Annotated in this window: 21 protein-coding genes; 13 read left to right on the top strand and 8 right to left on the bottom strand. The window is 72.0% G+C overall.

Annotated elements, in window-relative coordinates; genetic code table 11:
* Window positions 1–9: 9 nt before the first annotated feature.
* A complete protein-coding gene (locus ACQPZZ_RS39125; RefSeq protein ID WP_432927493.1) occupies window positions 10–1,302 on the top strand; it encodes an oligosaccharide flippase family protein in 1,293 nt (430 codons plus the stop codon).
* Complete coding sequence (locus tag ACQPZZ_RS39120; RefSeq protein ID WP_432927491.1) at window positions 1,299–2,585, top strand: glycosyltransferase family 4 protein; 1,287 nt, start codon at window positions 1,299–1,301, stop codon at window positions 2,583–2,585. Before ACQPZZ_RS39125 ends, ACQPZZ_RS39120 begins: the two co-directional genes overlap by 4 nt.
* 4 nt (window positions 2,586–2,589) lie before the next feature.
* Here the strand turns inward: ACQPZZ_RS39120 and ACQPZZ_RS39115 are convergent, their stop codons facing one another.
* On the bottom strand, window positions 2,590–3,408 hold the full coding sequence (locus ACQPZZ_RS39115) for a hypothetical protein (protein WP_432927489.1): 819 nt from the start codon (window positions 3,406–3,408) through the stop codon (window positions 2,590–2,592).
* A 115-nt stretch (window positions 3,409–3,523) separates the two neighbouring features.
* Here ACQPZZ_RS39115 and ACQPZZ_RS39110 point away from each other — a divergent pair, with 115 nt between their 5' ends.
* Window positions 3,524–5,782: a polysaccharide lyase 8 family protein gene (locus ACQPZZ_RS39110; protein ID WP_432927487.1), complete on the top strand. Its 2,259-nt coding sequence runs from the start codon at window positions 3,524–3,526 to the stop codon at window positions 5,780–5,782.
* On the top strand, window positions 5,779–6,792 hold the full coding sequence (locus ACQPZZ_RS39105; RefSeq protein WP_432927485.1) for a small ribosomal subunit Rsm22 family protein: 1,014 nt from the start codon (window positions 5,779–5,781) through the stop codon (window positions 6,790–6,792). Before ACQPZZ_RS39110 ends, ACQPZZ_RS39105 begins: the two co-directional genes overlap by 4 nt.
* A gap of 5 nt (window positions 6,793–6,797) precedes the next feature.
* On the opposite strand, the gene ACQPZZ_RS39100 is transcribed toward ACQPZZ_RS39105, so the two are convergent.
* Window positions 6,798–7,103: an STAS domain-containing protein gene (locus ACQPZZ_RS39100; protein WP_432927483.1), complete on the bottom strand. Its 306-nt coding sequence runs from the start codon at window positions 7,101–7,103 to the stop codon at window positions 6,798–6,800.
* Complete coding sequence (locus ACQPZZ_RS39095) at window positions 7,100–11,344, bottom strand: SpoIIE family protein phosphatase (RefSeq protein ID WP_432927481.1); 4,245 nt, start codon at window positions 11,342–11,344, stop codon at window positions 7,100–7,102. The genes ACQPZZ_RS39100 and ACQPZZ_RS39095 overlap by 4 nt, the downstream gene beginning before the upstream one ends.
* A gap of 201 nt (window positions 11,345–11,545) precedes the next feature.
* Between ACQPZZ_RS39095 and ACQPZZ_RS39090 the strand changes: the two genes are divergently transcribed.
* Together ACQPZZ_RS39090 and ACQPZZ_RS39085 are read left to right on the top strand one after the other, a co-directional pair.
* Complete coding sequence (locus ACQPZZ_RS39090) at window positions 11,546–12,898, top strand: PP2C family protein-serine/threonine phosphatase (protein WP_432927479.1); 1,353 nt, start codon at window positions 11,546–11,548, stop codon at window positions 12,896–12,898.
* Complete coding sequence (locus ACQPZZ_RS39085; RefSeq protein ID WP_363645578.1) at window positions 12,888–13,247, top strand: STAS domain-containing protein; 360 nt, start codon at window positions 12,888–12,890, stop codon at window positions 13,245–13,247. The genes ACQPZZ_RS39090 and ACQPZZ_RS39085 overlap by 11 nt, the downstream gene beginning before the upstream one ends.
* Window positions 13,248–13,264: 17 nt before the next feature.
* Here ACQPZZ_RS39085 and ACQPZZ_RS39080 read toward each other — a convergent pair whose 3' ends face one another.
* From ACQPZZ_RS39080 to ACQPZZ_RS39060, 5 genes are all read right to left on the bottom strand, one after another.
* Window positions 13,265–13,642, bottom strand: a complete 378-nt coding sequence (locus tag ACQPZZ_RS39080) for a hypothetical protein (protein WP_432927477.1) — start codon at window positions 13,640–13,642, stop codon at window positions 13,265–13,267.
* A gap of 181 nt (window positions 13,643–13,823) precedes the next feature.
* A complete protein-coding gene (locus ACQPZZ_RS39075) occupies window positions 13,824–14,153 on the bottom strand; it encodes a hypothetical protein (RefSeq protein WP_432927475.1) in 330 nt (109 codons plus the stop codon).
* 193 nt (window positions 14,154–14,346) lie between these two features.
* Window positions 14,347–14,739, bottom strand: a complete 393-nt coding sequence (locus ACQPZZ_RS39070; protein WP_432927473.1) for a hypothetical protein — start codon at window positions 14,737–14,739, stop codon at window positions 14,347–14,349.
* Window positions 14,740–14,746: 7 nt separating this feature from the next.
* Window positions 14,747–15,145, bottom strand: a complete 399-nt coding sequence (locus ACQPZZ_RS39065; RefSeq protein WP_432927471.1) for a hypothetical protein — start codon at window positions 15,143–15,145, stop codon at window positions 14,747–14,749.
* A gap of 116 nt (window positions 15,146–15,261) precedes the next feature.
* Window positions 15,262–17,562 (bottom strand): family 43 glycosylhydrolase, encoded by a 2,301-nt coding sequence (locus ACQPZZ_RS39060; RefSeq protein WP_432927469.1) that lies wholly within the window; start codon window positions 17,560–17,562, stop codon window positions 15,262–15,264.
* Between the two features lie 220 nt (window positions 17,563–17,782).
* Between ACQPZZ_RS39060 and ACQPZZ_RS39055 the strand changes: the two genes are divergently transcribed.
* The 7 genes from ACQPZZ_RS39055 to ACQPZZ_RS39025 are packed head-to-tail and all read left to right on the top strand — an operon-like array spanning window position 17,783 to window position 25,339.
* On the top strand, window positions 17,783–18,958 hold the full coding sequence (locus tag ACQPZZ_RS39055; RefSeq protein ID WP_432927467.1) for an ROK family transcriptional regulator: 1,176 nt from the start codon (window positions 17,783–17,785) through the stop codon (window positions 18,956–18,958).
* Entirely contained in the window at window positions 18,958–19,758 is an 801-nt protein-coding gene (locus ACQPZZ_RS39050) for an ABC transporter permease (RefSeq protein ID WP_432927465.1), read from the top strand. The genes ACQPZZ_RS39055 and ACQPZZ_RS39050 overlap by 1 nt, the downstream gene beginning before the upstream one ends.
* Window positions 19,755–20,552, top strand: a complete 798-nt coding sequence (locus ACQPZZ_RS39045; protein WP_432927463.1) for an ABC transporter ATP-binding protein — start codon at window positions 19,755–19,757, stop codon at window positions 20,550–20,552. Before ACQPZZ_RS39050 ends, ACQPZZ_RS39045 begins: the two co-directional genes overlap by 4 nt.
* Complete coding sequence (locus ACQPZZ_RS39040) at window positions 20,549–21,547, top strand: aliphatic sulfonate ABC transporter substrate-binding protein (RefSeq protein WP_432927461.1); 999 nt, start codon at window positions 20,549–20,551, stop codon at window positions 21,545–21,547. The genes ACQPZZ_RS39045 and ACQPZZ_RS39040 overlap by 4 nt, the downstream gene beginning before the upstream one ends.
* Window positions 21,544–23,013 carry a sulfatase-like hydrolase/transferase gene (locus ACQPZZ_RS39035; RefSeq protein WP_432927459.1) on the top strand — a complete coding sequence of 490 codons (1,470 nt, stop codon included), beginning with the start codon at window positions 21,544–21,546 and terminating at the stop codon, window positions 23,011–23,013. Before ACQPZZ_RS39040 ends, ACQPZZ_RS39035 begins: the two co-directional genes overlap by 4 nt.
* On the top strand, window positions 23,010–24,428 hold the full coding sequence (locus ACQPZZ_RS39030; RefSeq protein ID WP_432927457.1) for a sulfatase family protein: 1,419 nt from the start codon (window positions 23,010–23,012) through the stop codon (window positions 24,426–24,428). Before ACQPZZ_RS39035 ends, ACQPZZ_RS39030 begins: the two co-directional genes overlap by 4 nt.
* Window positions 24,428–25,339, top strand: a complete 912-nt coding sequence (locus ACQPZZ_RS39025) for a formylglycine-generating enzyme family protein (RefSeq protein WP_432927455.1) — start codon at window positions 24,428–24,430, stop codon at window positions 25,337–25,339. Before ACQPZZ_RS39030 ends, ACQPZZ_RS39025 begins: the two co-directional genes overlap by 1 nt.
* Window positions 25,340–25,352 lie beyond the last annotated feature (13 nt).

The following is a 25,352-nucleotide window of genomic DNA, read 5'->3' as shown; positions in this document are numbered from 1 at the left end:
CATGAGACGGTGGGAGCGCTGACCGACCGGGTGGCCGGGCTTCTGGCCGCCCACCGCTGGGCCGCCGGGCCCACGCTGGTCAGCACCGCGGCCAGCGGCACGGCCGCCGCGACCACGCTCGTCATCGCGCGAGGGGTGGGCGCCGCCGCGTTCGGCCACTTCACCGTCGTCCTGTCGATCGCGCTGATCGTCACGGTCGGCATGATGATGAGCCTCAACTCCGTCATGTTCCAGGAGCTGCCGCGGGCCGAGTCCGCCGAGCGGCCTGCCCAGCTGAAGACGGAACAGCTGAAGACGGAACTGGTGACGACGGCGCTGCTGTGCACGCTCGTGCTGGGCGCGGTGGTGTTCGCCGCCGGGATGCTCGCGGCTCCGCTGCTGACCCGCGCGCTCGGCGTGGACACCCGCACGCTGGCCTTCGCGCTGGCGCTGGCGCTGTCGATGACGCTCAACCAGCTCACCGAGAGCTTCCTGCGCGGGCTGAAGAGGTTCCGCCTCGTCGCCGGGCTCAAGCTCGCCGTGGCCGTCGCCTACCTGGGCGGGGCGGCGTTCTTCCTGCTGGTCCTCGGCGCGCGGGACGCCGAGCCCTACCTGGTCGCGCTGATCGGCACCAACCTGGTCTTCGCCCTGCTCTCCTTCGCCGGGTTCGAGGTCGCGCCGCGCTCCTGGTCGCGGACGCTGGCCCGCTCGCTGTACCGGCACGGCGCGTACGTCACCGTCATCGGCGCGCTCACGGCGGTGGCGTTCGGGGTGGACGTCATCTTCCTCAACCATTGGGCGCCCCGGGCCGACGTCGGCGTCTACTCCGTCTACAACGGCTTCCCCAAACGGCTGCTCGGCGTGGTGTTCATCGACGGCATCGGCCTGGTGCTGCTGCCGACGCTGGCGACGTCCGACAAGCCCGCCGTGATGCGGCGCATCGCCCGGCTCGGCCCGGTGGTGTTCGCGGCGACGGCGGTCTTCGCGTTCGCGGCGAGCACGGTGTTCTTCCTGCTGGTGGGGGGCGAGTATCCGTACTCGCTCGGCCTGATGGCGCTGTCGGCGCTCGGGATCGGCGTGCACACGGTCTTCAACCTGCAGCAGGTCGCCCTGACCATGGACGGCGTGCGCGGAGCCAAGGTGCTCATCGGCTGCCTGCTGGCCGGGACCCCGCTCGCGCTCGCCTGCCAGGCGGCGCTGATCGCCTGGCAGGGGCTGACCGGCGGTCTGGTGGCCTTCGTCCTGAGCAATCTCGTCCTCGTGGCGGTCGTCACGGCCGTCTCCGCCCGGCTCTACCGGCCCGCATCGGAGGTGCGCGGGTGAAGGTCGCCCACGTCATCAACCAGTTCCCGCCCAACATCACGGCGGGGCTCGGCCGCTATGCCGAGCTGATCGCCCCGCATCTGGCACGCGACCACGAGACGGCGGTGCTCACCCTGAACGACGGCCGCCTGCCAATCTGGGCGCGCTCGCAGGGCGTGACCGTCTACCGGCCGCGTGGGCGGGTGCTCGGCGCGATCGCCCGTCGCCGGCGGCTCAACCGCACGCGCGGCGTGGAGTTCCTCCTGCTCGCGCTGACCGTCGTGGTGAGCAACTGGCGCTACTTCCTGCTGCTGCGGCGGCTGCGCCCCGACCGGCGGCCGGACCTCGTCGCCGTCCACGACTCGACGAACTTCCTGTGCGGGCTGCTGTGCCACTACGTGCTGCGGCTCCCGGTCGTGTTCCACGTGCACACCACCGAGTACGGCGTCGCCCCGCAACGCAGCATCACCGATCCGCTCAACCTGTTCGCCGCGCTGGAGCGGTGGCTGGCGCGGATCTCCCGGCGGGTCGTGGTCGCCACCCCGGAGGTGCGGGAGCAACTCCTTGCGGCGGGCTGGAACCGCTCGCCGATCGACGTCGTCCGCCTCGGCGGCACGTACGAACGGGTGGTCGCCGGCCCCGGGTTCGACCGCGACACGCTGCGCCTCGGCGCGGCGGACCTGCGCGCCCGGCTCGGCATCGCCGAGGGAGACCCGGTGCTGCTGTTCGTCGGCCGCCTGGAACGGCAGAAGGGCGTCTACCAGCTGCTGGAGGCCATGCGCAGGATCGCCCCCGCCGTGCCGGGGCTGCGCCTGGTCCTCGTGGGGGAGGGCGACGAGACGGGCGTCGCGCGGATCGCCGCCGAGACGGGACTCGGCGGCCGGGTGCTGACCTCCGGCGGCTTCGTCGACGGGCGGGCGCTGCTGGAGTATTACGCGATGGCCGACGCCTGCGTCTTCCCCTCGCTCTTCGAGCCGTTCGGGCTGGTGGCGACCGAGGCGATGGCCCTGGCCCGGCCGGTGATCCTGGGCGACGGATTCTCCCGGATCTTCCTCGGCGATCCCGCCGAGCCCGCCGTACGGTTCGTGCGGGCGGCCGATCCCGGCGACATCGCCGACGGGGTGATCGAGGTCATGACGGACGCGGGCCTGCGCCGGGCGCTCGCCGAGCGTGGCGAGCGGCTGGTGCGGGAGACGCTGAGCTGGAGCCGCACCGCAGAGGAGACGCTCGCCGTCTACGCCGAGGCCCTGGCCGCCGGCTCCCCGCGCCCGCTGTCCGAGCCGCGGGGGAGCCGGGCGGCGTGAGGGGTCAGGCGCAGCCGACGCGCCGGGTGCTCAGGGCGATGTCGTCGAGCCAGAGGTCGTACGACGCCGGGGACGGGTTGGACTGGTAGAGCTGCCAGCCGATCTTGACGGTGTCGAAACGGGGGAAGACGAAGTCGGTGTCGTTGCCGCCGTGGCTGCGGGTGGAGACGGTGAGGTCGGGCTGGGCGACGCCGTCGAACCAGACCGAGATCGAGTTGTCGGCGGGGTCCATCCGCCACTCGACGCACTGCCACACGCCCGCCCGTGAGGGGGCCGACTCGCGCCAGTTGGTCCAGTCTCCGGTGGGGCCGCCGTCCGCGCCGACGCCCCACAGGTCCTTGCGCAGCGTGGGGACGTACTGTCCGCCGAGCGGCCGGACGATCTCGGGGCCCGCGCCGGTGGCCTCGATCAGCGTGTAGTGGGCCCAGTCGGGCGCGGTGGGGAACGCCTTCACGCGCAGCCGCAGGCGGCCGTAGAAGCCGTTGCCGGGCGGAGCGAAGTCGTCCACCTTGAGGAACGCCCGTCCGTTGCCCTCGGTGTGGACGTGCAGCACCTTCTGGCCGCGCTCGGCGCGCTCCACGGTGAGCGTGCCGTGCTTGGTGTCGACGCCCCACCCGAGGCTGGCCGCGCCGCCGTCCGGCAGCGACTGGAAGTCTTCGCAGAACAGCGTGCCGTCCCTCCCGCAGGTGCCCGGCCCGTGACCCGGCCCGTGTTCCGGCCCGTGTTCCGGCCCGTGTTCCGGCCCGGGAGACGCGGCGGCGGCCGAGGTCGCCGTCAGCGGCAGCAGCAGGGCCAGACAGGCCGCGGATAACAGTCCTCGCACGACACGCTCCTTTTCCCGGTGATTACGGCAGAAGTAAGCTACGCCATCTGGGAGCGCTCCCACAGGGGTCTGCCGAAGATCGACGAAAGGGCCCGATCGCGCGGATAATCTCCGTGTGAAAGGACCTTCTCGGCGATTATTTCTGCAGCTCAGCGGGCTCGCCGCGCTGGCCGCGGCGTGCGCGCCCCCCGAGAGGGTCCCCACCGGGACCTTCGCTCTGCTGCGCCGCCGCTGGCGGGAGGTCACACTGGGGACGGAGCTGTTCGACCCGCGAACCGAGCCGTACCGGACGCGGCTCGCGGAGCTGGGAGCCCGGGCACGCGCGCACCGCGACGCCATGAACCCCACCGACCGGTCGTTGTGGCCGGACCTTCCGTTTCCCTCCCTCGACGCGACCCCCGCGCGGTTGCGGGCGATGGCCCGCGCGTACGCCCTGCCGGGAACCGGGCTGACCGCCGAGCCCGGTCTCGGCACGGCCGTCGCCACCGGCGTGGAGCACGTCGTGCGGCGCGTCTACTCTCCCGGCGCCGAGCCCGTGGGCAACTGGTGGGACTGGCGGATCGGGACGCCCAGGGCGCTGCTCGACGCGGCCGTGCTGGCCGCCCCGCACCTCACCGGCACGCAGAGCGCCGCGTTGTGCGCGGCGGTGGACGACTTCGTCCCGGAGAGCCGCCTGGACGACTACGAGGGCAACAGCACCGGAGCGAACCGGGTCGATCTGTGCACGGTGACGCTGCTGCGGGCGATCGCCGGCGAGGACCCCGGCCGTGCCGCGCTCGCGGCCTCCGCGCTCTCCCCGGTGTTCCCCTACGTCACCGAGGGCGACGGCTTCTACCGGGACGGCTCGTTCATCCAGCACGGATCCGTCCCCTATCAGGGCGGGTACGGCGCGGTGCTGCTGACCGGCCTCGCGACGCTGTTCGCCGTGCTGCGCGGCACGCCGTGGGAGATCACGGACCCGGTGGCGCGCACCGTCCTCGACGCGGTGGACCGGTCGTTCGCGCCGTTCGTCCACGACGGCGCGTGCATGGACCTGGTACGCGGGCGGGGTGTCGACAGGCGGCCCTACGGCGACCACAGGAGGGGCCGGGAGATCGCCGCGGCGGTCCTGCTGCTGGCGGAGACGGCCCCGGACGCCGACCGGGCCCGCTGGCGGGCCATGGTCAAGGGCTGGGCCGTGCGTGACACCGCGAAGCCCATGCTCAGGGCGGCCGAGGGAGGCGACCTGGCGTTCCACGCCCGCCTCGCCGCCGTGCTGGACGACGACGCGGTCCCAGTGGCCTCCGAGCCCGGCGGGCACCGCCTGTTCCCCATGAGCGCCCGCGCCGTGCACCGCGGGCCCGACTGGTGCGCGGCGCTCAGCATGGCCTCCTCCCGCGTCGCCCGCTACGAGTACGGCAACGGCGAGAACCTGCGGGGCTGGCACACCGGCTCCGGAATGCTCTACTGGTGGGCGCGAGGTGACGGCGACCACTACTCCGACTCGTTCTGGCCCACCGTGGATCCGTACCGGCTGCCGGGCACGACGGTCTCCACGCGGCGGTTACGCGACGGCGCGGGCGGCGCGTGGGGTGACACCCGCCCGCCGGCCGACTGGGTGGGCGGCGCGACCGACGGCGTGTACGCCGCCGTGGGCCAGCACCTGTACGGCCTGCAGAGCACGCTGGAGGCGTTCCAATCGTGGTTCTTCCTCGACGACGCCGTGGTCTGCCTCGGCGCCGGCATCACCTGCAGGGACGGCGTGCCGGTCGAGACCGTCGTGGACAACCGCAGGACCGGCGCCCGGCTCGCGGTGGGCGCCGGTTGGGCCCATCTGGACGGGCACGGCGGCTACGTCCTGCCCGCCGGACAGCCGCTGCGCACGCTGCGCGAGGCACGCACGGCCGGCGGAGCGACCCGGGCGTACACGGCACTGTGGCTGGACCACGGCGTGGACCCGGACGCGGCCGGTTACGTCTACCACCTCATGCCGGGGGCGGGTGAGGCCGCGACCGCCGCACGGGCCGCCGATCCCGGCTGGGCCCGGGTGCTCGCCAACACCTCCGCCCGGCAGGGAGTCGAGGTGCCGTCGCTGGGCGTCACCGCGGTGAACTTCTGGAGCGGGGGACGGGCGGGCGGCCTGACGGCCTCCGATCCCTGCGCGGTCCTCGTGCGCGACCTCGGCGACGGCACGGCCACGGTGACGGTGGCCGATCCCCGGCGCGACCTCGACGGGCTGACGGTGACGTGGGACCGCCCGGTGGCCGGGATCACGCGCGGGCATCCGCTCCTGCGGGACGCGCGGACCGGGCCGCGGCTGACCCTGGTCTTCGGCGCACTGGCCGATCGCGAGGGCGCCTCCCACACGGTGACCGTACGACTCCTGTCATCATGAACGCCGTGCCAACCGTGCCCGATCACCAACGCGACGCGCTGGACCTGGAAGACGCGCTGGAAGAGTCGCTCGGCCGCTTTCCGGCGGCCGAACTGACGCGAAGCGTCCAGACGCTCATCCGGCAGTACCGGGAGGGCTTCGACCGCAGCGTGCCCGCGCTGAGTTCGCAGGTCGCGGTCGCGGCGTACGCCGGGTATCGCATGCCGGCGACCTACAGCGCCGTGAGCGCGGCGCTGCGCCAGGTCGCCCTGCTGGCGCCCGGGTTCGCGCCGGTGACCCAGGTGGACGTGGGCGGCGGCACGGGCAGCGCGCTGTGGGCCGCGAGCGCGGTCTGGCCGACGCTGCGCACGGTCACCGTCCTGGAGCAGTCTCCCGCCGCCATCGCCTTCGGGCGGCGGCTGGCCGGCCGCGCACCCGCCGCGGCCGTACGCGAGGCGCGCTGGCAGCAGGCGGCGATCGACCGCACCCCGCCCTCGCCGGCGGCCGACCTGGTCACGCTGTCATACGTGCTCGGCGAGCTGTCGCCCGACGTTCAGGAGGACGTGGTCGCGTCCCTGGCCAGGGACGCCGGCATGCTGGTCGTCGTCGAGCCGGGCACGCCCGCCGGGTACGCGCGGATCGCGGCGGCACGGCGCCGGCTGGCCGGGCTGGGGCTGCATCTGGTCGCCCCCTGCCCGCATGACGGCGAATGCCCGATCCGCCCGGACCAGGACTGGTGCCACTTCGCCGTCCGCCTCAACCGCAGCGCCCTGCACCGGAGGATCAAGGACGGCACGCTGAGCTTCGAGGACGAGAAGTTCTCCTACGTCGCCGCGTCGGCCCGGCCGTGGCCGCGCGCGGAGAGCCGGATCCTGCGCCATCCCCTCAAGCGCAAGGGGCTCGTCACGCTGCGCCTGTGCACGGAGGGGGAGGGGCTGGCCGACCACGCGGTGTCCAAGCGGCAGGGGGAGACCTACCGCGAGGCGCGCGATGTCGTCTGGGGCGACGCCTGGCCGCCGCGCGTTCCCTAGATCGCCTAGTTCGCGAGCCCGTGGATCGTGGTCAGTTCCGCGAGCCCGGAGATGGTCAGCACGGGGGCGAGCAGCTCGTTGGCGACGAGCTCGATTTGCGGGGCGTGCGCGAACAACACGGTCAGGCCGGCGCTGTCGAGATACTCGACCGCGCTCAGGTCGACCAGGAGGGCGGGACCGTCGTCGCCTGCGGCGCTGTTCAGGGCGGCATCGAGATCACCGGCGTTGCTCATGTCGATCTCGCCGCTGACGGTGAGGACCGGGGTGCCGTCGGAACGGCGGGACGGAGCCAGGGTCAGGGGAGTCGTCATCGGGAGATCCTCGCGTGCATGTCGACGGTGGTGCCGGCGGCGCCGGGCTGGATGGTGACGTGCTGCATAAGGGCGCGCATGAGCGCGACGCCCCGGCCGCGGTGTGTGTTGACCTCGGGCTGCGGAGGCTTCCATCGGCCGGTGTCGGCGACGGTCAGGTACAGATCACCCGCCGTGACGACGGCCCGCAGCCGTACGGTGCGGCCCGGGGCGTCGCGGTGGCCGTGCTCGATCGCGTTGGCGCAGGCCTCGCCCGCCGCGACCAGCACGTTCTGGACCATCGAGGAGGTGATGTCGCACCGGTTGAGCCAGTCCCGCAGGGCCGTACGGACCGGGGCGAGCTGGCTGGACTCGGCGGGGAAGGCCACATCGAGCGGCGCCGGCTGGCGATACAGCAGGAGCGCGACGTCGTCGCTGTAACCGGTGTCCGGCGTCATGCGGCGCATGACCTGCGTCGCCAGATCCTCGATGGGGGCCGCGCGGCCGTCCTGCACCGCGGCGCTCGCCTGGTCGATGCCGGCGGTCAGCGGGCTGCGGCGGCGCTCGACGAGACCGTCGGTGTAGAGCAGCAGCGTGGAGCGGGGCGGCATCGTGCAGCTGCTCTCGGGCCGGGAGTGGCCGGGACGCACCGCGAGCGGGGTCGAACGGCCGCCCTCCAGCAGCTCCGTGGTGCCGTCGGAGTGGGCCAGGATGCCGGGCGGGTGGCCCGCGCTGGAGTAGACGAGGCGGCCGGTCGTGGTGTCGAGGACGCCGCAGAACACGGTGGTGCACTTGGCGCCGGGCACCAGCGCGGCGAACTTGTCCAGCGCGCTCAGCACCTGTGCGGGACCGGCCTCCTGCAGCAGCAGGGCGCGGCAGGCGCTGCGCAGCTGGCCCATGACGGCCGCGGCTTCCAGCCCGCGTCCCACGCAGTCGCCCACCACGATGCCGATGCGGTCGTCCGGCAGCGGCACGATGTCGTACCAGTCGCCGCCGACCTCCAGCGGCCGGGTGGCCGGCTCGTACCGTACGGCGAAACCGTCGGGCAGGTGGGACGGGCCGAGGATGGCGCGCTGGAGCGCCACCGCCGCCTCGCGCTGCTGGTCGAGCTGGTGGGTCCGGTGCAGGCCCTGCCCCAGATGACCGGACAGCAGCGCGAGCAGCGTCTGGTCCTCGGCGGTGAAAGGCCGGTTCTGCCCGAGGTCGATCCAGAGGGTCACGATCCCCTCGGGATGCTCCAGGGTGATGCCGGCCCCGTCCGCCTCGCTCGCGACCGGGCGCAACGGCGGGAAGTCGCGCAGCTCGGTGAGCCTTTCCCGCAGGTCGTCCGGCAGCGCGTGCCAGGTGGCCTCGGAGTCGGTGCAGAACAGCACCGGCTCCCACTCGGTCTCGCCGTGGCGCGGAGGCTCACCGTGCCACACCGCGGCGGTCACCTGCCGGGCGCGCCAGACGTCGCGCAGCTCCTGCAGCGCCCCGGTGAGGGCGTCGGGCACGCTGCTCGCCTCGGAGACGCGCACGCTGAGCGCGGCCAGGGCGGTCTCGCGCTGCACGAGGTAGTGCTCGGCGGTGACATCGCGCAGGGTGCCGACGACCCTGCGCTCGCCCGTCGTGGGATCGGCGACGTCGGTGAACGTCACCGCCACCCAGATCTGGTGCCCGTCCCGGTGGGTGAGGGGGACCACGCAGCTGCCCCGGCCCCGGCTCACGAGCTGCTCGAACGCCTCGGCGACGATCCGGTGCGCCACGGGGTCCTCGGCCTCACCTGGCCACCAGGGATGCAGCGCGGTGTAGGGCAGGCCTTCGGGGCCGTATCCGAGGATGTCGGTGAACGCCTGGTTGATCTCGATGACCGCGCCGTTGTCGTCGCAGACGAAGAAGGCCTCCTGCAGCGATTCGATCATCGCGGTCTGCCACCGCGTGTGGCGGCCGCGGATGCGCGCCAGTTTCACGTTGACCTGGACCCGTGCGAGCAGGTCGGCGGCGGAGAACGGCTTGACGAGATAGTCGTCCGCGCCGGCCTCCAGGCCCTCGATCGAGGCCTCCTGGCCCGCGCGGGCCGACAGCAGCAGCACCGGGACCCCGGCGGTGCGGGGGTCGGCCCGCAGCGCCGCCACCAGTTGCAGGCCGTCCAGGCGCGGCATCATGACGTCGCTGACGACGAGGTCGGGGGCGTCGTCGCGTACGGCCTCCAGGGCGGCCTGGCCGTCGGTCACCAGGGTGACCTCGTAGGCGGGCCGCAGGAGGCGCGCGAGATAGTCGCGCATGTCGGCGTTGTCGTCGGCGATCAGGACCCGTGGCGGGGGCCCGTCGAAGCCCGGATGTGGGGAGCCCTGGTGTGGGGAGCTCACGTGCGGGGAGCCCGGTTGCGCGGAGGTGGACGGCGAGGGGGTCTGGTCCGCCGTCATCCCCTCCTCCGAGGGGAGCCAGCGCAGGGCCTCCTCGACGAACGGGTCGGCGGCGTCCGACACCGCGCCCGAGATCGTGTCCGGTGCGGCGTCCGCCTGCCGGGCCGGCACGACGGCGTCGGACGGCAGGTGCGCGGCGCCGAAGGGCAGCCGGATGGTGAACGTGGTTCCCGCGCCCTCGGCGCTCTCGGCGGTGATCGTGCCGCCGTGCAGACCCACCAGCTCCTTCACCAGCGCCAGCCCGATGCCGCTGCCCTCGTTGGAGCGCGACCTGGCGCTCTCGATGCGGTGGAACCGTTCGAACAGCCGCGGCAGTTCGTGCCGCGGGATCCCGATGCCGGTGTCGGCGATGGTGACGACCGCGTGCCCGTCCCCGGGGCGCAGCGCGACCCGGACGGAGCCGTCGAAGGTGAACTTCAGGGCGTTGCTCAGCAGGTTGAGCACCACCTTCTCCCACATGCCCCGGTCGACGTACACCGGTTCGTCCAGGGGAGTGCAGTCCACCTCGAAGGCGAGCCCGGCCCTGTCGATGGCGGAGCGGAAGACGCCGGCCAGCTCGGCGGTGACGGCGGCCAGGTCCACCGGCTCATACCTGGCCTGCATGCGGCCGGCCTCGATGCGGGAGAAGTCCAGCAGCGTGTTGACGAGCTTGCCCAGCCGCAGGCCGTTGCGGTGGACCATGTCCAGTTCCTCGCGCAACCGGTCCCCGCTCAGCACGCCCTCGCGTGCCGGCCCGCCGGCGAGCGCGGTCCGCAGCTCCTGCACCGGGCCCATGATCAGCGTCAGCGGGGTGCGGAACTCGTGGCTGATGTTGGAGAAGAAGGCCGTCTTGGCCCGGTCGAGCTCGGCCAGCTCCTCGGCCCTGCGCTGCTGGAGCTGGCAGGCCACGGCCGCGTTGACCAACGCCGCGGTCTGCCGCGCCACCAGGGAGAGGAACGACTCGTACGCCTCGTCGAGCACGCGGCCGGCACTGGCCGCAAGCACCATCACCCCGACGCTCTGGCCGCCGGTCTCACCGGCCAGCGGCAGCACCATGGCCTGCGTCGGCGGCGTCTGCCAGCCCCCCGAGGGCAGCGCGCCGAAACGCTCCGGCACGTCGGTCACCACGACGGGCCTCTCGCTGCGCAACACCTGCTCCACCGGCCAGTCGCCGGGCCCGCCGGGCAGGGGGGACACGGTCGCGCCACGCGGGCTCGTCGCTGTCAGCGTGAGCTCGTCCGTGCCGGGACGGCGCAGGTAGACGGCGGAGAAGGGCACGTCGGAGCCCGACCGCTCCAGCACCTCGGCGACCAGTTGGCACGCCTCGGCGACGCTGCGGGCGTGGCCCGCCTGGGCGCCGAGGTCCTGCAGCACCGCCAGGCGCCGCTCGCCGATGACCCGCTCGGTGGTGTCGCTGACCGCGGTGAACACGCCCCGCACGGTGCCGTCGTCGTCATGCAGCGGACTGTAGGAGTACGTCCAGTACGTCTCCTCCCAGTAGCCGTGCCGGTTCATCGGCAGCAGCAGGTCCTCCGACCAGGTGGCCTCGCCCGAGCTCATCACCGACTTCAGCATCGGGCCGATGGTGTGCCAGATCTCCGTCCACACCTGGTCGCCCGGTTTGCCCAGCGCCGGGTGCTTGGACCCGAGAAGGGGCAGGTAGGCGTCGTTGTAGAGGAACCGCAGCTCCTCCCCCCACCACACGATCATGGGGAACCGGGAGGTGAGGCAGATCCGGCACGCGGTGCGCAGGCTCGTCGGCCAGGTCGCCGGGTCTCCCATGGAGGTCTCGGACCAGGGATGGCCGCGCATCCGCCGCGCCATCTCGCTGTCGCCGGGAAACAGCAGCTCGACGGGCCGGCCGTCGTCAACAGACATCGGTTCCGCCGCCCCGCTCATCGCTTTCGCCTTCTCCTCAACGGCCGGTGCGTCGTGGGCCGGGTTAAGTCGTGGGCCGTTGCCGCGTCGTGGGCCGGCCATCACGCGAGTCCGGCAGGTCAGGGAAGCAACAGTTCAATGGTTTCGTAGGATAGGGCAAATCATTCACCGGTCACGTGGGCCCCGGGGGGCCGCGGGCCGGTGGGACGGAAGGAGCCAGAGGTCAGCACCGTCGACGAAGCGCCCGGCAGGCAGTTGCCGCCCGCATCCGCCGCGGAGGCGCGCCGCCTCACGGCCGTGCACCGCTACGCGGCCCTGGGCACCGCCACCGGCGCCGCGTTCGACAGGGTGGCCGCCCTGGCCGCACGGATCTTCCACGCCCCCTTCGCCACCGTGACGGTCGTCGGCGACGGCACGGTCCGCGTCGTCGCCGCGCACGGGCTGCCACCGCGCCGCGCGCTCGTCGAGAGCCTGTGCGCCGCGGCCGTGCGGCACGGCGGCCCGTACGTCGTCAACGACGCGCTGCTGGACCCGCGGGCGGCCGGCGACCCGGCGGTGTACGGCGAGCCGGGCATCCGTTTCTACGCCGCGGCGGTGATCACGACGCCCGACGGCGCGGCCCTGGGCAGCGTCAACGTCATGGACGTGCGCCCCCGTGAGGCCGGCGAGGAGGAGCTGGCCTGCCTGCGGGACCTGGCGGGCCTGGTCATGGACGAACTCGAGGTGCGGCTGGCCACGCACCGTACGGTCGAGGTCGAAAGGGAACTGCGCGCGGGCGCCGAGCGCCTGGCCCGCACCCTGCAGCGCACCCTGCTTCCGCCGGCGCTGCCCCGGGTGCCCGGACTGTGCGCGGCCGCCGCCTACCACCCTGTCTCGGCGGACGAGGTGGGCGGCGACTTCTACGACCTGTTCCCCCTCAACGGCGACCGGTGGGGGTTCTTCCTCGGCGACGTCTGCGGCAAGGGCGCCGACGCCGCCGCGCTGACGTCCCTGGTCCGCTACACCCTGCGCGCCGCGGCCGTCTACGACGCCGACCCGCACGCGGTGCTGGCCAATCTCGACGCGGTCCTGCAACAGGAGCACGCGGGGGGCGAGGCCCCGGCGCCGTACTGCACGGCGGTCTTCGGCGTCCTGCAGCCCGACGGCGACGGGTTCGGCGTCACGCTCGCCACCGGGGGCCACCCCCCGGCGCTGGCGGTGCGGGCGAGCGGCGCCGTCGAGCCCATCCACCCGGCCGGGGGACAGCTGATCGGCATCCTGCGCAATCCTCACTTCGCCCAGGTGAGCGCGCGCCTGAACGCCGGTGACGCACTGCTGCTGTACACCGACGGCCTCACCGAGGCGCGGACGCCGACGGGCTCGATGCTCGACGAGGACGGGCTGACGGCCTACCTCGCCGCCGCCGGGCCCACGAGCGCCGACGCCCTCCTGACCACCGTGCACGACCTGATCACGGCCTTGGGCACGGGAGTGTCAGACGACACCGCGGTCCTCGCCCTCTCCGTCCCGCCCGCCACTCGAACGCCGTCATCCGGGAGTCTCGGTGCAGCATGACAACGGTCTGACCATCAGCCTTCAGCCGCATACCTCCGGTCCGCGCCTGCTCGTCGTGGCCGGTGACCTCGACCATCACACCACCCCACGCCTGCGGGCGGCCCTGGAGGAGGTCACGTTCGGCCCGGGCACCGACCTGGTGATCGACCTGTCCGGGTTGACCTTCTGCGACTCCACCGGCATCGCCACGCTGGTCGCCGCCCATCAGCGCGCCCATGACGCGGGCGCCGCCCTGCTCCTGGCCGGTCTGGACGCCGACATCGCCCGCGTCTTCCAGATCATGGGCCTGGACCGGTTGCTCTCCTTCTACGACAGCCCGGAAGAGGCCGTACGCGCGCTGAGCGGATGAGGCGCGAGCGGGGGCGTCTACAGAGGCGCGGCGACCACGACGGCGATGTTCTGCCTGATGTCGCAGTTCCTCGCTCCGCGGCAGAAGCCGTCCGCCACGCTGGTCGCCCCGCCGGCCGTGCTGGCCGCGGTGTGCTGGTGACCGCGATTGCGGGTGGGGCTGTCGAGGTGGACGATGTTCCGGTTGCGGGTGCCGTTCCCGATGGCGCGCGGACCGTCCCCGTCCTCCCGTACGGCCCGCGCGTCCGCGCGGGCGGCGAGGAGGACCTGCGCGGCGGCGGAGACGGTGAGGGCGGCAGTGAGGGCGGAGGTCAGGGCCGCGGCGGACAGCCGGGCCCTCCGAGACGCACCGCTCCGAGACGCACTGCTCCGAGACGCACCGCGTGAATGAAGCATCCGCCACCGCCTGTCGCCCATGGTTGCCGAATGCTGACACGCTAGCTGTCCGCGGTCGCCGGCCGGCGTTCCCCGGCGTGCGTGTCCCCGTTCCCGGCCGTTCGGGTGCCGTCAGCGTCCCGAGTTCCAGCGTCCCGAGTTCACCGTCCGAGTTCACCGTCCTGAGTTCACCGTCCTGAGTTCACCGTCCTGAGTTCACCGTCCCGCTTGTCCTGGGGGAGCTCTGGTTGCGGCCCCGGAGATTCTGGGAGCCCCTGCACCCCGGCCGGTGCACGCAGTTGGCGGCCTGGGTGTTCACCGAGGCGTCCACGCCCGTGATGACCTGCTGGGTGCCCGTCGTGTTCCGCTGGCTGCCGACGAGCAGGGAGTTCAGGTTGTTCTGGCCGTTGTTTATCCGATATCTGGAGCTCGCGCCGTTTCCGTCGCCACCGCCCCATCCCCGGCTCGTCGCCGCGCCCGCGCTCACGGGGGCGAGCGCGACCCCCGCGCTCGTGAGCGTCAGCGCGGTCACCGCCAGCAGTCGCGCCGCCGGGCCGACGAGGGCGTGAGGAGCCCAGTGTCGAGCGCTGTGTCGAGCGCTGTGACGAGCGTGACGAGCCATGTTCTCGTGCGCCTTCCCCGATGTCCGTCATGGAGATCCGTTCGCGCGGACCTGCCGGGCATCTACCCCGGGTGGTCGCGCCCGTCACGGCGCTGGACGAGGATTAACCGACCTCTGGTGATATGCCGGTCTTTTTCGCGTCCCGCCGGATTCGCGCGCCCGGAGGGGTGATCATCTCGCTCTGCCGGTCCGATGCCCGTATGCGTTGCGTCACGTCGCAGAAGCGGGAACGCCGCCCGCAGATCGTGCTCTGCGCGTTGGCGACACCGCTGACGCCGACCGTCCTCTGCTGGATGCCCGTCCCGTTTCTCGCACTGCCCACCGTCAGCTGGCTGACGTTGCGTATCCCGTTGCCCATGCGGACGTCGGCGCCGGCGCCGTTGCGGTCGCCGTAGCCGGTCACAGGGGTGACCGCGACGCGCCCGGCGGCGGAGGGCGGCGACGTGACGAGTCCCGCCGTCGCGATCGTGACCGCCACCAGGACGCGGGCGCGCATCAGCGGTTCACCGTGCGGCCGTCCGGGCGCGGATGTCCTGGGAGAGCGTGCAGAGCCGGGCGCGCGGCCTGCACAGACCGCCCTGCACGCTGCTCAGCCCGCCCACTCCCGTCGCGATCTGGTGGAGGACGCCGCTCAGGCGCGTGCTGCCCATCGCCACCATGGTGCGGTTGGCCGAGCCGTTGCCCGCGCGTACGGCCGAGCCGTTCCCGTTGCCGTCTCCGGCCGCCGCCGCGTACGCGTGCACCGGTGCGAGGACCGGCACGACGGCGAGCGTGACGGCGAGCGCGACCGCGGCCGGCGCGGGCCGTCGCGGCCGGCGGTCCAGGGATCGCGTGAGGGCGTGAATGATCGGCATGGTGATCGGCAGGGCGGTTGGCAGGGTGATCGGCAGGGTGATCGGCATCGACGTGCCTCTACCCCGGCGGCGGGCCCGCGTCCCGGCCCCGGCGGAAACCGGGCCGGATCATTCCCCGTCCGTCGAGCGGCCGCCCCTCGGGTGAAGGGGCGGCCGCTCACCGGTCATCGGCTGGTCACCTCGTACGTCCGCAGGTAGTCGAAGGTGGCCGTGGCGCCCGCCGTGTTCATCGAGATCAGGCCGATCCGCACCGGCCCGGTGCGCGGCAGCGACCAGGTGCCGCCCCAGATCCAGTGGGTGCCGTCGGTGCTCGACGCCATGCGGACGTCGTGCTCGCCGTTCTCCTCGTCGTAGTGGTAGAGCAGCCGCAGCCAGGTGGTCTCCGCGGCCGGGCCGCCGAACATCGGCGCGTTGGCGACGGCGGTCGGCGGGGTGGTGCCGGGCCGCGGGCCCTCCTTGCCGAACTCGGTCTGGTGCAGCACCGCGCCGCCGCCGTTGGCCAGCGGCAGGACCGTGTGCGTGAGCTTCAGCCACCGGTCGTCGTTCTCGTACAGCAGCAGACCGGCCTGCTGGTTGCCCTTCGTGCCGTTGAAGGTGAGCTTCGTCTCGACGGCGAAGTCACCCTGCGGCGCGTCGCGGAGCAGGATCGACGCGGTGTTGGTGCCCTGGAACAGCTCGGCGTTCTGCGTCGGCCAGGCCAGGGAGCCGCCCGACAGGGTGGCCGAGGGGTTGCGGACTTTGGTCCAGCCGGTGGGCGTGCCCGTGCCGTCGAACTCGTCGGAGTAGGCCGGGAGCCGCTCGCCCAGGACGGGGTCTGGCACCCGCTCGGTGACCTGCTGGTAGAGCGGAGCGGCCCCGACGTTGTCGGCGTCGGCGGCGCCGCGCGTGACCACGCCGATGGCGCCGGACGTGGGGGCGCCCTCGGGCAGCGTCATGACGACCTGCGCCAGCGGGTCGCCGAGCCGGTCGGCCGACACCGACACGGCCAGGGCGTTTCCGCGCCGCTCGGCGGCGACATTGTGCCAGGAGCCGTAGCCGAACGAGGCAGGCAGCGGGCTGCTCGCCGTCGTCGTCCTCCCGCGCACCTTGGCCGTCACCACGAGCTCGCCGCGCTCGCGGTCGATCCAGGCGGTGACGTCCTTCGAGCCGTTCTCGCGGGTCACGACGAGCCCGGCGGCGGCGCCGCCCTCGCGCAGCCGCAGGTCGGCCTCCACACGCACGTCGCCCTGGATGCGGCCGTCGCTGAGCTCGCTGGTCGAGCCCTTGCCGGTGAGATAGCCGTGCGAGTCGGGGTCGGAGGCGGGCTTCCACGGCCCGGTCCACCCGGCCGTGCCGTCGTTGAACGTGCTGCCCACGCTCCACGTGGTGACCGGCGCCGGCTGCTCCCCGGTGGACGGCCCTGCCCCGGCCCGTACGACAGGCCAGCCGTCGATCCAGTCGAGCCGGTCGATCATCAGCGGCCGGCGGGCCAGATTGCCGATGGTCGTGCCCCAGGTCGTCGTGACCGGCCCGAACTCGGGGGCCGACGACGGGATCGCGTGGTAGACGAGCCAGTCCTGCCCGCTGAGGTCGGTCTGGACGGCGTTGTGGCCCGGGCCGACCCAGCCGTTGCCGTTGGCCGCGAGGACGATGCCGTCCTTGCTGGTCAGGTCCATCAGGTTGACGCCGGTCGGGGTGGTGAACGGCCCGAGCGGGCTGTCGGACCGGCCGACCTTGACGGTGTAGCCGCTGAACGCGCCGTCGCAGCATCCGGCGTCGGAGTAGAACAGGTAATACTTGCCGTCGCGCCGGACGACGAAGCCGCCCTCCATGCGGCGCCCGTGGGCGATCCGCGTGACCTCGCCGGTGACCGCGGTCGCCTCGGCGTTCATCCGCGCCACGCAGATCGTGTCGTAGCTGCCCCAGTAGAGGTAGTTGTCGCCGTTCACGTCGGTGTAGACGGCCTGGTCGATGTCATTGGCCGGGCAGCCGCTGCCGCCCGCCGGTACGATCCGCCCGCGGTCGGTCCACGGCCCGGTCGGGTGCGGGCTGGTCGCGAGCCCGACACCGCTCGTGGACAGCGAGTACGTCAGGTGGTAGGCCCCGTTGACGTACCGGATGTCCGGCGCCCAGGGACGGGTGCCGTTCGGCCACCACGAGGGGTGGTCGTCCCCGGTGTAGACGTCCCCGGCGTACGTCCAGTGGACCATGTCGGCCGACTTGAGCATCGGCAGGATGTGCTCGTTCTTGCCGTCGATCGGGTTCGTGGTGCCGTAGGCGTACCAGAGGCCGTCCTTGCCCCGGATCATCGCGGGATCGGGGAAGGTCTGCACGGCGTCGCCGCTCACGGGGTTGGAGTAGGTGGCGTGGGTGGGTCCGGGCGCCGCCTGCGCGGTCGATGCCTGCGTTGTCGATGCTTGGGCGGGCAGCGTCGCCGGGACCACGGTGGACGCGAGGAGTAAGGCTCCGATCACCAGTTGTCTCACGGCGAGCACCGTAGACAGGTGAAATTTTTCCGTCGAGACGCCGTCAGAATCCGGTTTCCCACCTGTCACAGAGAGCACCGGCGGATGCGGCAGGATGCCGGGGAGCTTGTCGCGGGGGTGTCCATGCTGGTCAGAGGTTTCTTCAGGATCCCGGCCGAATTTACCGATTCTTTTTGCCGGATGGTTGACGTAAAAAACAGACGAACCTTAGGTTGCCAGCGTGTCAACGACCCCCAACGGCGTGCACGCCCTGGTGCGCCGCTCTCATGAGGAGCGGGTGTTGCGCGTGCTTCGCCAGAACGGCGCGCAGAGCCGCAACGAGATCGCGGCCCGGGTCGGCCTGTCACGCACCACGGTCTCCGAGATCACCGGCGATCTCCTCAGCCGCGGCGCCATCCGCGTCGTCGACACCGACGCCGTGGAGCGGGTGGGCAGCGGCCGGCCGGCCGAGCGGCTCGCGCTGGACCCCGCCTCCGGGCAGTACATGGGCGTCGACTTCGGCCACCGCCGGGTGAACGTCCTGGTGGCCGACGCCGCGCACGAGATCATCGCGTCCGGGACGGCCCGCTACGAGGAGTCGGCGCAGTGGCCCGAGCGTCTCGACGCCGGGCTCGCCCTGATCGACCGGCTGAGCGCGGAGACGGGAGTCCACTACGGCGCGCTCCAGGCCATCGGGATCGGCGTGCCGGGGTGGGGCGACCGCACCCGTGCCGACGGCGTCGCGGACGTGTTCGCCCAGCGCTTCCACGCGGCGGTGACCGTCGACAACAACGTGCGCTTCGCCGGGCTGGCCGAGGCGCTGCACGCCCAGTCGGACTCCGTACGCGACCTCATCTACCTGCGCCTGTCCGACGGGGTGGGCGGCGGGCTGGTGGTGGGCGGCCAGCTGGTGCGCGGCTCGCGGGGCTTCGCGGGCGAGCTCGGTCACGTGACCGCCGTCGCCGGTGGCGCGCAGTGCCGCTGCGGCAAGCGCGGCTGCGTCGAGACCGTCGCGTCGGTCCCGGCGATCCTCGGGCGGTGCCGGGAGCACGGCGTGCCCATGGACACGCTGGACGACCTGAAGGCCGCGGTGGACATCGCCCACCCGGTCGTCGACCAGGTGCTCCGCGAGGCCGGCACGGCGGTCGGCCGGGTGCTCGGCACGGCGGTCATGACCCTCAACCCGGACGAGATCGTGCTCGGCGGCGAGATCATCCAGATCGCTCCGGCCCTGCTGCGGCAGGTCGCGGACACGGTCACCTACGAGCTGTCGTGGTGGACCGACGCGGCGCCCGTGATCCGCCCCGCCCTGCTCTCGGACGACGGCGGCGCGCGGGGGGCCATCGCGGCCCTGTTCCACGAGTCCCCCCTGCTCGCCGGATACGAAGCGAACGTCACGACGGACGGAGGCCGATAGTGGCCGTGACCACCGCGGGCGCCACGAGGGACGGCAACGCCCCCGCCCGGCCGCGCAAGAACCGGACCTTCCTGGTCCTCAACATCATCTCGATCGTGGCCGGGATCGCGATCTGGTGGGGGCTGTCCCTGTCGGGGCTCCAGTTCCCCACCCCTGCCGAGGTCGTGTCGGCCGCCTGGAAGATGCTCCAGGACGGCACGCTCGCCACCGACGTCGGCGCCTCACTCGGGCGCGTGCTGGCCGGGTTCGCCCTCGGCTCGATCGCGGCGGTGATCGTCGGCTTCGTCATGGGGTGGTACACGGTGGCCCGCGGCCTGTTCGAGCCGTGGATCCAGTTCTTCCGCACGATCCCGCCGCTGGCGATGCTGCCCCTGGTGCTCGTCCTGATGGGCATCGGGGAGAGCCCGAAGATCTTCGTCATCTTCCTGGCGGCGTTCCTGTCCTGCGTCATCTCCACCTACCAGGGCGTGGTGAACGTGGACAGGACGCTGATCAACGCCGCGCGGGTGCTCGGCGCCGGCGACGGGACCATCTTCGGCCGCGTCGTGGTGCCGGCCTCCACGCCGTTCATCCTCGTCGGCATGCGGGTCGGGCTCGGCTCGGCCTGGGGCACGCTGGTGGCCGCGGAGCTCCTGGCCGCGCAGGCCGGGCTCGGCCACCGGATGCAGAGCGCGCAGCTCTACTACGACCTTCCGACGATCTTCGTCGGCATCATCGCGATCGGGGTCCTCGGCCTGATCATGGACCGGCTGCTCATGATCGCCGGCAACAAGCTGACGGCCTGGCAGGAGAACCGATGAGCACTCCCGAGATCACACCCAAGATCTCCGTACGCGACGTCGAGAAGGTCTTCCCCGTCGGGAAGGAGCCGTTCGTCGCGCTCGGCGGCGTCTCGCTGGACATCGCCGACAACGAGTTCGTGACCGTCGTCGGCCCCTCCGGCTGCGGCAAGAGCACGCTGCTCAACATCCTCGCCGGGCTGGAGCAGCCCACCGGCGGCACCGCGCTGGTGGACGGCAGGCCGGTCACCGGCCCCGGCCCCGAGCGCGGCGTCATCTTCCAGCAGTACGCGTTGTTCCCGTGGCTGACCGTCCGGGAGAACGTCGAGTTCGGCATGCGCACCGCGAAGGTCCCCAAGGCGGAGCGGCGGGAGCGGGCCGAGCACTTCATCCGCCTGGTCGGTCTGGAGCAGTTCGCCGAAGCGCTGCCCAAGACGCTGTCGGGCGGCATGAAGCAGCGCTGCGCGATCGCCCGGGCGTACGCGGTGAACCCGTCGATCCTGCTCATGGACGAGCCCTTCGGCGCCCTGGACGCGCTGACCCGGGTGCGTCTGCAGGAGCAGCTCCTGGAGACCTGGAGCAAGGAGCGGCGGACGGTCATGTTCATCACCCACGACGTCGACGAGGCGGTGTTCCTCGCCAACCGGGTGGTCGTCATGGCCGCCCGGCCGGGCCGGATCGCCGAGGTCATCGACGTCGACCTCCCCTATCCGCGCGACGAGGACATGAGGCTGAGCCCCGAGTTCGGGGCCCTGCGCAACCGCGTCTGGCACGCGGTGTACCACCAGCGGCAGATCAAGGAGCCCGCGAAATGAAGAAGACACTCCTGGCCGCCGCGGCGGTCGTCGTGGCGCTGTCGGCGACGGCCTGCGGGTCGGACGACTCCGCCGGTTCCGACGGCTCGGGCGGCGGCACGACCCACGTGGACTTCGGCTACATCGCCGACTTCAACGGCGCGAGCCTGCTCGCCGTCGCCGACAAGCAGGGCCTGTGGAAGAAGCACGGCCTCGACGCCAAGGTCAGCGTGTTCACCAACGGCCCGCTGCAGATCCAGGCGCTGGGCACCGGCGACCTCGACTTCGGCTACATCGGCCCCGGCGCCATGTGGCTGCCCGCCTCCGGCAAGGCCAAGGTCGTCGCGCTGAACACGCTCGGCAACGCCGACCGCGTCATCGCCCAGGCCGGCATCACCTCGCTCGAGGGCCTGAAGGGCAAGACGATCGGCGTGCCCGAGGGTACCTCCGGCGACATGATCCTCACGCTCGCGCTGAAGAAGGCCGGGCTGACCAAGGACGACGTGAAGATCGTCCCGATGGACGCGTCCACGATCGTGTCGGCGTTCACCTCCAAGCAGATCGACGCGGCCGGCTTCTGGTACCCGGCGATCTCCACGATCAAGAAGACCGTCCCCGACCTGGTCGAGCTGGCCAAGAACGAGGACTTCGCCGACACCGTGTCGTTCCCGACCGCGTTCGTCGCCGGCAACGACGTCGTCGCCAAGGAGAAGGACAAGACCGAGAAGGTCATCGGCGTGCTGCGCGACGCCATCCAGTACCGCAGCGAGCACCTCGACGAGACCGTGGCCGCGACCGCGGAGATGCTCAAGCTGCCGGCCGACCAGGTCAAGGCCGACGCCGCCAACTCCAAGGTGCTGTCGCTCGCGGAGCTGGACGGCTACAGCAAGGACGGGACGATCGAGAAGTGGCTGAGCGGCATGGGTGACTACTTCGTCGGCGCGGGCAAGCTGCCCTCGGCCGTCGACCCGAAGACGTACTACACCGGCGATCTGTTCACGGGCGCGGCCAAGTGAATGTCCTGTTCCTGATGACCGACCAGCATCGGGCCGACACCCTGGGGGCGTACGGCAACCGCCTCGCGGCCACCCCGGTGCTGGACGAGCTGGCCCGGACCGGGACGCGCTTCGACCGCTGGTACACCCCCACCGCGATCTGCACCCCGGCGCGGGCGAGCCTGCTCACCGGGCAGGCGCCGTTCCGGCACAAGCTGCTCGCCAACCACGAGAGGAACGTCGGCTACATCGAGGACCTGCCCGACGACCAGTGGGCCTTCTCCACGGCCCTGCGGGACGCCGGGTACAACTGCGGGCTCATCGGCAAGTGGCACGTCGGGCACCACCGGCGGGCCGCCGACTTCGGGTTCGACGGGCCGGACCTGCCGGGGTGGCACAACCCTGTGGACCACCCCGACTACCTCGACTATCTCAAGGCGAACGACCTGCCGCCGTACGAGATCCACGACCGCATCCGCGGGACGCTGCCGAACGGCGGGCCGGGCAACCTGCTCGCCGCGCGGCTGCGCCAGCCGGTCGAGGCGACGTTCGAGCACTACCTGGCGACCCGGGCCATCGAGATGCTGGAGCGGTACGCCGCCGACCCGAAGCCGTTCTTCCTGCAGCTCAACTTCTTCGGCCCGCACCTGCCGTACATCGTGCCGGACGAGTATTTCGACATGTTCGACCCCGAGCTGGTCGAGCTGCCCAAGTCGATCGCGGAGACCTTCGCCGGCAAGCCGCCGGTGCAGGCCAACTACAGCGCGCACTGGACGTTCGACACCATGCCGCTGGAGGTGACGCGCAAGCTCATCGCGGTCTACTGGGGTTACGTCGCGCTCATCGACATGGAGATCGGGCGGGTCATGGACGCCATGCGGCGCCTCGGCCTGAACGACGAGACGGCGGTGTTCTTCACCTGCGACCACGGCGAGTTCACCGGCGCCCACCGGCTGCACGACAAGGGCCCGGCGATGTACGAGGACATCTACCGCACGCCCGGCCTGCTGCGGATCCCCGGTCAGGAGCCGGGTGTCGTCCGGACGGAGTTCGTCAGCCTGCTGGACTGCACGGCGACGATCCTGGACCTGGCCGGGATCGACCCCGCCCCCGCGGTCGACTCGCGCAGCCTCGTGCCGCTCGCCTCCACCCACGAGGTGCCGTGGGAGCAGGACATCGTCTGCGAGTTCCACGGGCACCACTTCCCGTACCCGCAGCGGATGATCCGGACCGATCGCTACAAGCTGGTCGTCAACCCCGACTCGACCAACGAGCTGTACGACCTGTTCACCGACCCGGACGAACTGCTCAACGTCTACAACCACCCCGAGATGGCGGAGGTGCGCGGGCGGCTGATGCGGCGGCTCTACCAGGTGCTGCGTGACCGGGGCGACAACTTCTACCACTGGATGACCTCGATGTACGACGTGGGCGAGGTGTCGTACGACCCCACGCTGAGCGGGCTGGACGAGGCGACCTACCGATGAGCCGGCGTCCGAACATCGTCATGATCCTGACCGACGACCACGCGTCGCACGCGGTCGGCGCGTACGGCTCGGTCGTCAACCGGACGCCGCGGATCGACGAGATCGCGGACCTCGGCGTCCGGTTCGACAACTGCTTCGCGACGAACGCGTTGTGCTCGCCGAGCCGGGCCAGCATCCTGACCGGGACGTATTCGCACGTCAACGGGGTCTCGACGCTGGTCACGCCGATCGACGCGTCCCAGCCGACGTTCGTGAGCCAGTTGAAGGCGGCCGGGTATCGCACGGCGATCGTCGGCAAGTGGCACATGGGGGACGGCCCGGGGCACAACCCTCAGGGGTTCGACTACTGGGACGTGCTTATCGAGCAGGGGGAGTACTTCGACCCGTCGTTCCTGTCGGAGGAGGGCCTGCGGACCGTTCCCGGCTACGCCACCGACCTCATCACGGACATGGCGTTGAGCTGGGCCGGCTCGCTCGACGGCGACGATCCCTACTGTCTGCTGATCTATCACAAGGCGCCGCACCGCCCGTGGGAGCCGGACGACAAGCACGCGGGGATGTACACCGACCCCATCCCGGTGCCCTCGACGTTCGGCGACGACTACGCGACGCGCTCGTCGTCGGCCCGGCGGGCGGCCATGCGGATCGCCGAGCACCTCAACGCCGAGGACCTCAAGCAGGACCCGCCCGAGGGGCTGTCGTACGAGGAACTGGCGCTGTGGAAGTACCAGCGCTACATGGAGGACTACCTGGCCGTCGTCGCGTCGGTGGACGACAACGTCGGCCGGGTGGTCGACTGGCTGCGCGAACGCGGCGACTTCGACGACACGCTGCTGATGTACTGCTCCGACCAGGGCTTCTTCCTCGGCGACCACGGCTGGTTCGACAAGCGGTTCATGTATGAGGAGTCGCTGCGGATGCCGCTCGTGCTGAGCTATCCGCGGCGGATCCCGGCCGGTCAGGTGCACGGCGGGATCGTCACGAACGTCGACTTCGCGCAGACCGTGCTGGACGCGGCCGGGGTGGCGCACCACCCCCGGATGCAGGGCCGCAGCTTCCTCGCCGACCTGACCGGCGAGCCCGGCCCGCCTCCCGCGGAGGGCATGTACTACCGCTACTGGGAGCACGACGACGTCTTCCACAAGGCGCCGGCCCACTACGGCTACCGGACCGACCGCTACAAGATCATTTATTTCTACAACGACGGCATGGGCATCCCCGGCACGGGCGCGTTCACCTACCCCGGGGAGTGGGAGCTGTACGACCTGGAGGCCGACCCGGAGGAGTTGCGCAACGTCTACGACGACCCGGCCTACCGGGAGATCCGCGAGGAGATGAAGGTCCGCATGTGGCACGCCCAGGCGGCCCTCGGCGACGAGCCGCATCCCAGCCAGCCGGTGCCGGAAGGAGTTTGATGTCCTGCTGCACCCCCGCCACGCCGGGGCAGCCGCTGGAGCCGGTCCGTTTCACGGCGCACGGGCTCCACGGGATCGAGCAGGTGCGCCTGCCCGGCGGCGAGTTCCGCATGGGGGACGCGACCGGCGACGGCAACCCCGGCGACGGCGAGGGGCCCGTGCACGCGGTCACCGTGGCGCCGTTCTCGATCGACGCCACGACCGTGACGGTCGCGGACTTCGCGGCCTTCGCCGAGGCGACCGGCTACCGGACGGAGGCGGAGGAGTACGGCTTCTCGGCCGTCTTCCACCTGGCGATGCGGGCCCACCCCGACGACGTGATGGGCCCGGTGCCCGGCACCCCCTGGTGGGCGGGCGTGCGCGGCGCCGACTGGCGCCACCCCGCCGGGCGGCTGTCGGAGGCGGAACCCGACCACCCGGTGGTCCACGTGAGCTGGAACGACGCGATGGCCTACTGCTCCTGGGCGGGCAGGCGGCTGCCGACCGAGGCCGAGTGGGAGTACGCCTCCCGTGGCGGCCTCGACGGCGCGCGTTATCCCTGGGGCGACGACCTGCCTCAAGGCGATTGGCGGGTCAACATCTGGCAGGGCGTGTTCCCCACGGAGAACACCCTGGACGACGGTTATCTCACGACCGCCCCGGTCCGGACGTACGAGCCCAACGCGTACGGGCTGTGGCAGACGGTGGGGAACGTCTGGGAGTGGTGCGCGGACTGGTACGCGCCCGACTACTACGTCTACTCGCCGGAGGACAACCCGCGCGGCCCGCTGCGCGGCAGTGCCCGGGTGCTGCGCGGCGGCTCGTTCCTGTGCCACGACTCCTACTGCAACCGCTACCGCAACTCGGCGCGCTCGTCGAACACCCCCGACTCCTCCATGGCCAACGCCGGATTCCGCACCGTCGCGGTCTGACCCTGTCCGGCCC

Source organism: Microbispora sp. CA-135349 (assembly GCF_050947365.1).
Lineage (GTDB): Bacteria > Actinomycetota > Actinomycetes > Streptosporangiales > Streptosporangiaceae > Microbispora.
This window is presented reverse-complemented; position numbering and strand designations above follow the sequence as displayed.

Coding starts and splice junctions, on each gene's coding strand:
- ACQPZZ_RS39095 (WP_432927481.1), bottom strand. CDS start 11,344: ATGTCTGTTGACGACGGCCGGCCCGTCGAGCTGCTGTTTCCCGGCGAC.
- ACQPZZ_RS39100 (WP_432927483.1), bottom strand. CDS start 7,103: ATGACGACTCCCCTGACCCTGGCTCCGTCCCGCCGTTCCGACGGCACC.
- ACQPZZ_RS39030 (WP_432927457.1), top strand. CDS start 23,010: ATGAGCCGGCGTCCGAACATCGTCATGATCCTGACCGACGACCACGCG.
- ACQPZZ_RS39105 (WP_432927485.1), top strand. CDS start 5,779: ATGAACGCCGTGCCAACCGTGCCCGATCACCAACGCGACGCGCTGGAC.
- ACQPZZ_RS39080 (WP_432927477.1), bottom strand. CDS start 13,642: ATGCTTCATTCACGCGGTGCGTCTCGGAGCAGTGCGTCTCGGAGCGGT.
- ACQPZZ_RS39065 (WP_432927471.1), bottom strand. CDS start 15,145: ATGCCGATCACCCTGCCGATCACCCTGCCAACCGCCCTGCCGATCACC.
- ACQPZZ_RS39045 (WP_432927463.1), top strand. CDS start 19,755: ATGAGCACTCCCGAGATCACACCCAAGATCTCCGTACGCGACGTCGAG.
- ACQPZZ_RS39025 (WP_432927455.1), top strand. CDS start 24,428: ATGTCCTGCTGCACCCCCGCCACGCCGGGGCAGCCGCTGGAGCCGGTC.
- ACQPZZ_RS39040 (WP_432927461.1), top strand. CDS start 20,549: ATGAAGAAGACACTCCTGGCCGCCGCGGCGGTCGTCGTGGCGCTGTCG.
- ACQPZZ_RS39070 (WP_432927473.1), bottom strand. CDS start 14,739: ATGCGCGCCCGCGTCCTGGTGGCGGTCACGATCGCGACGGCGGGACTC.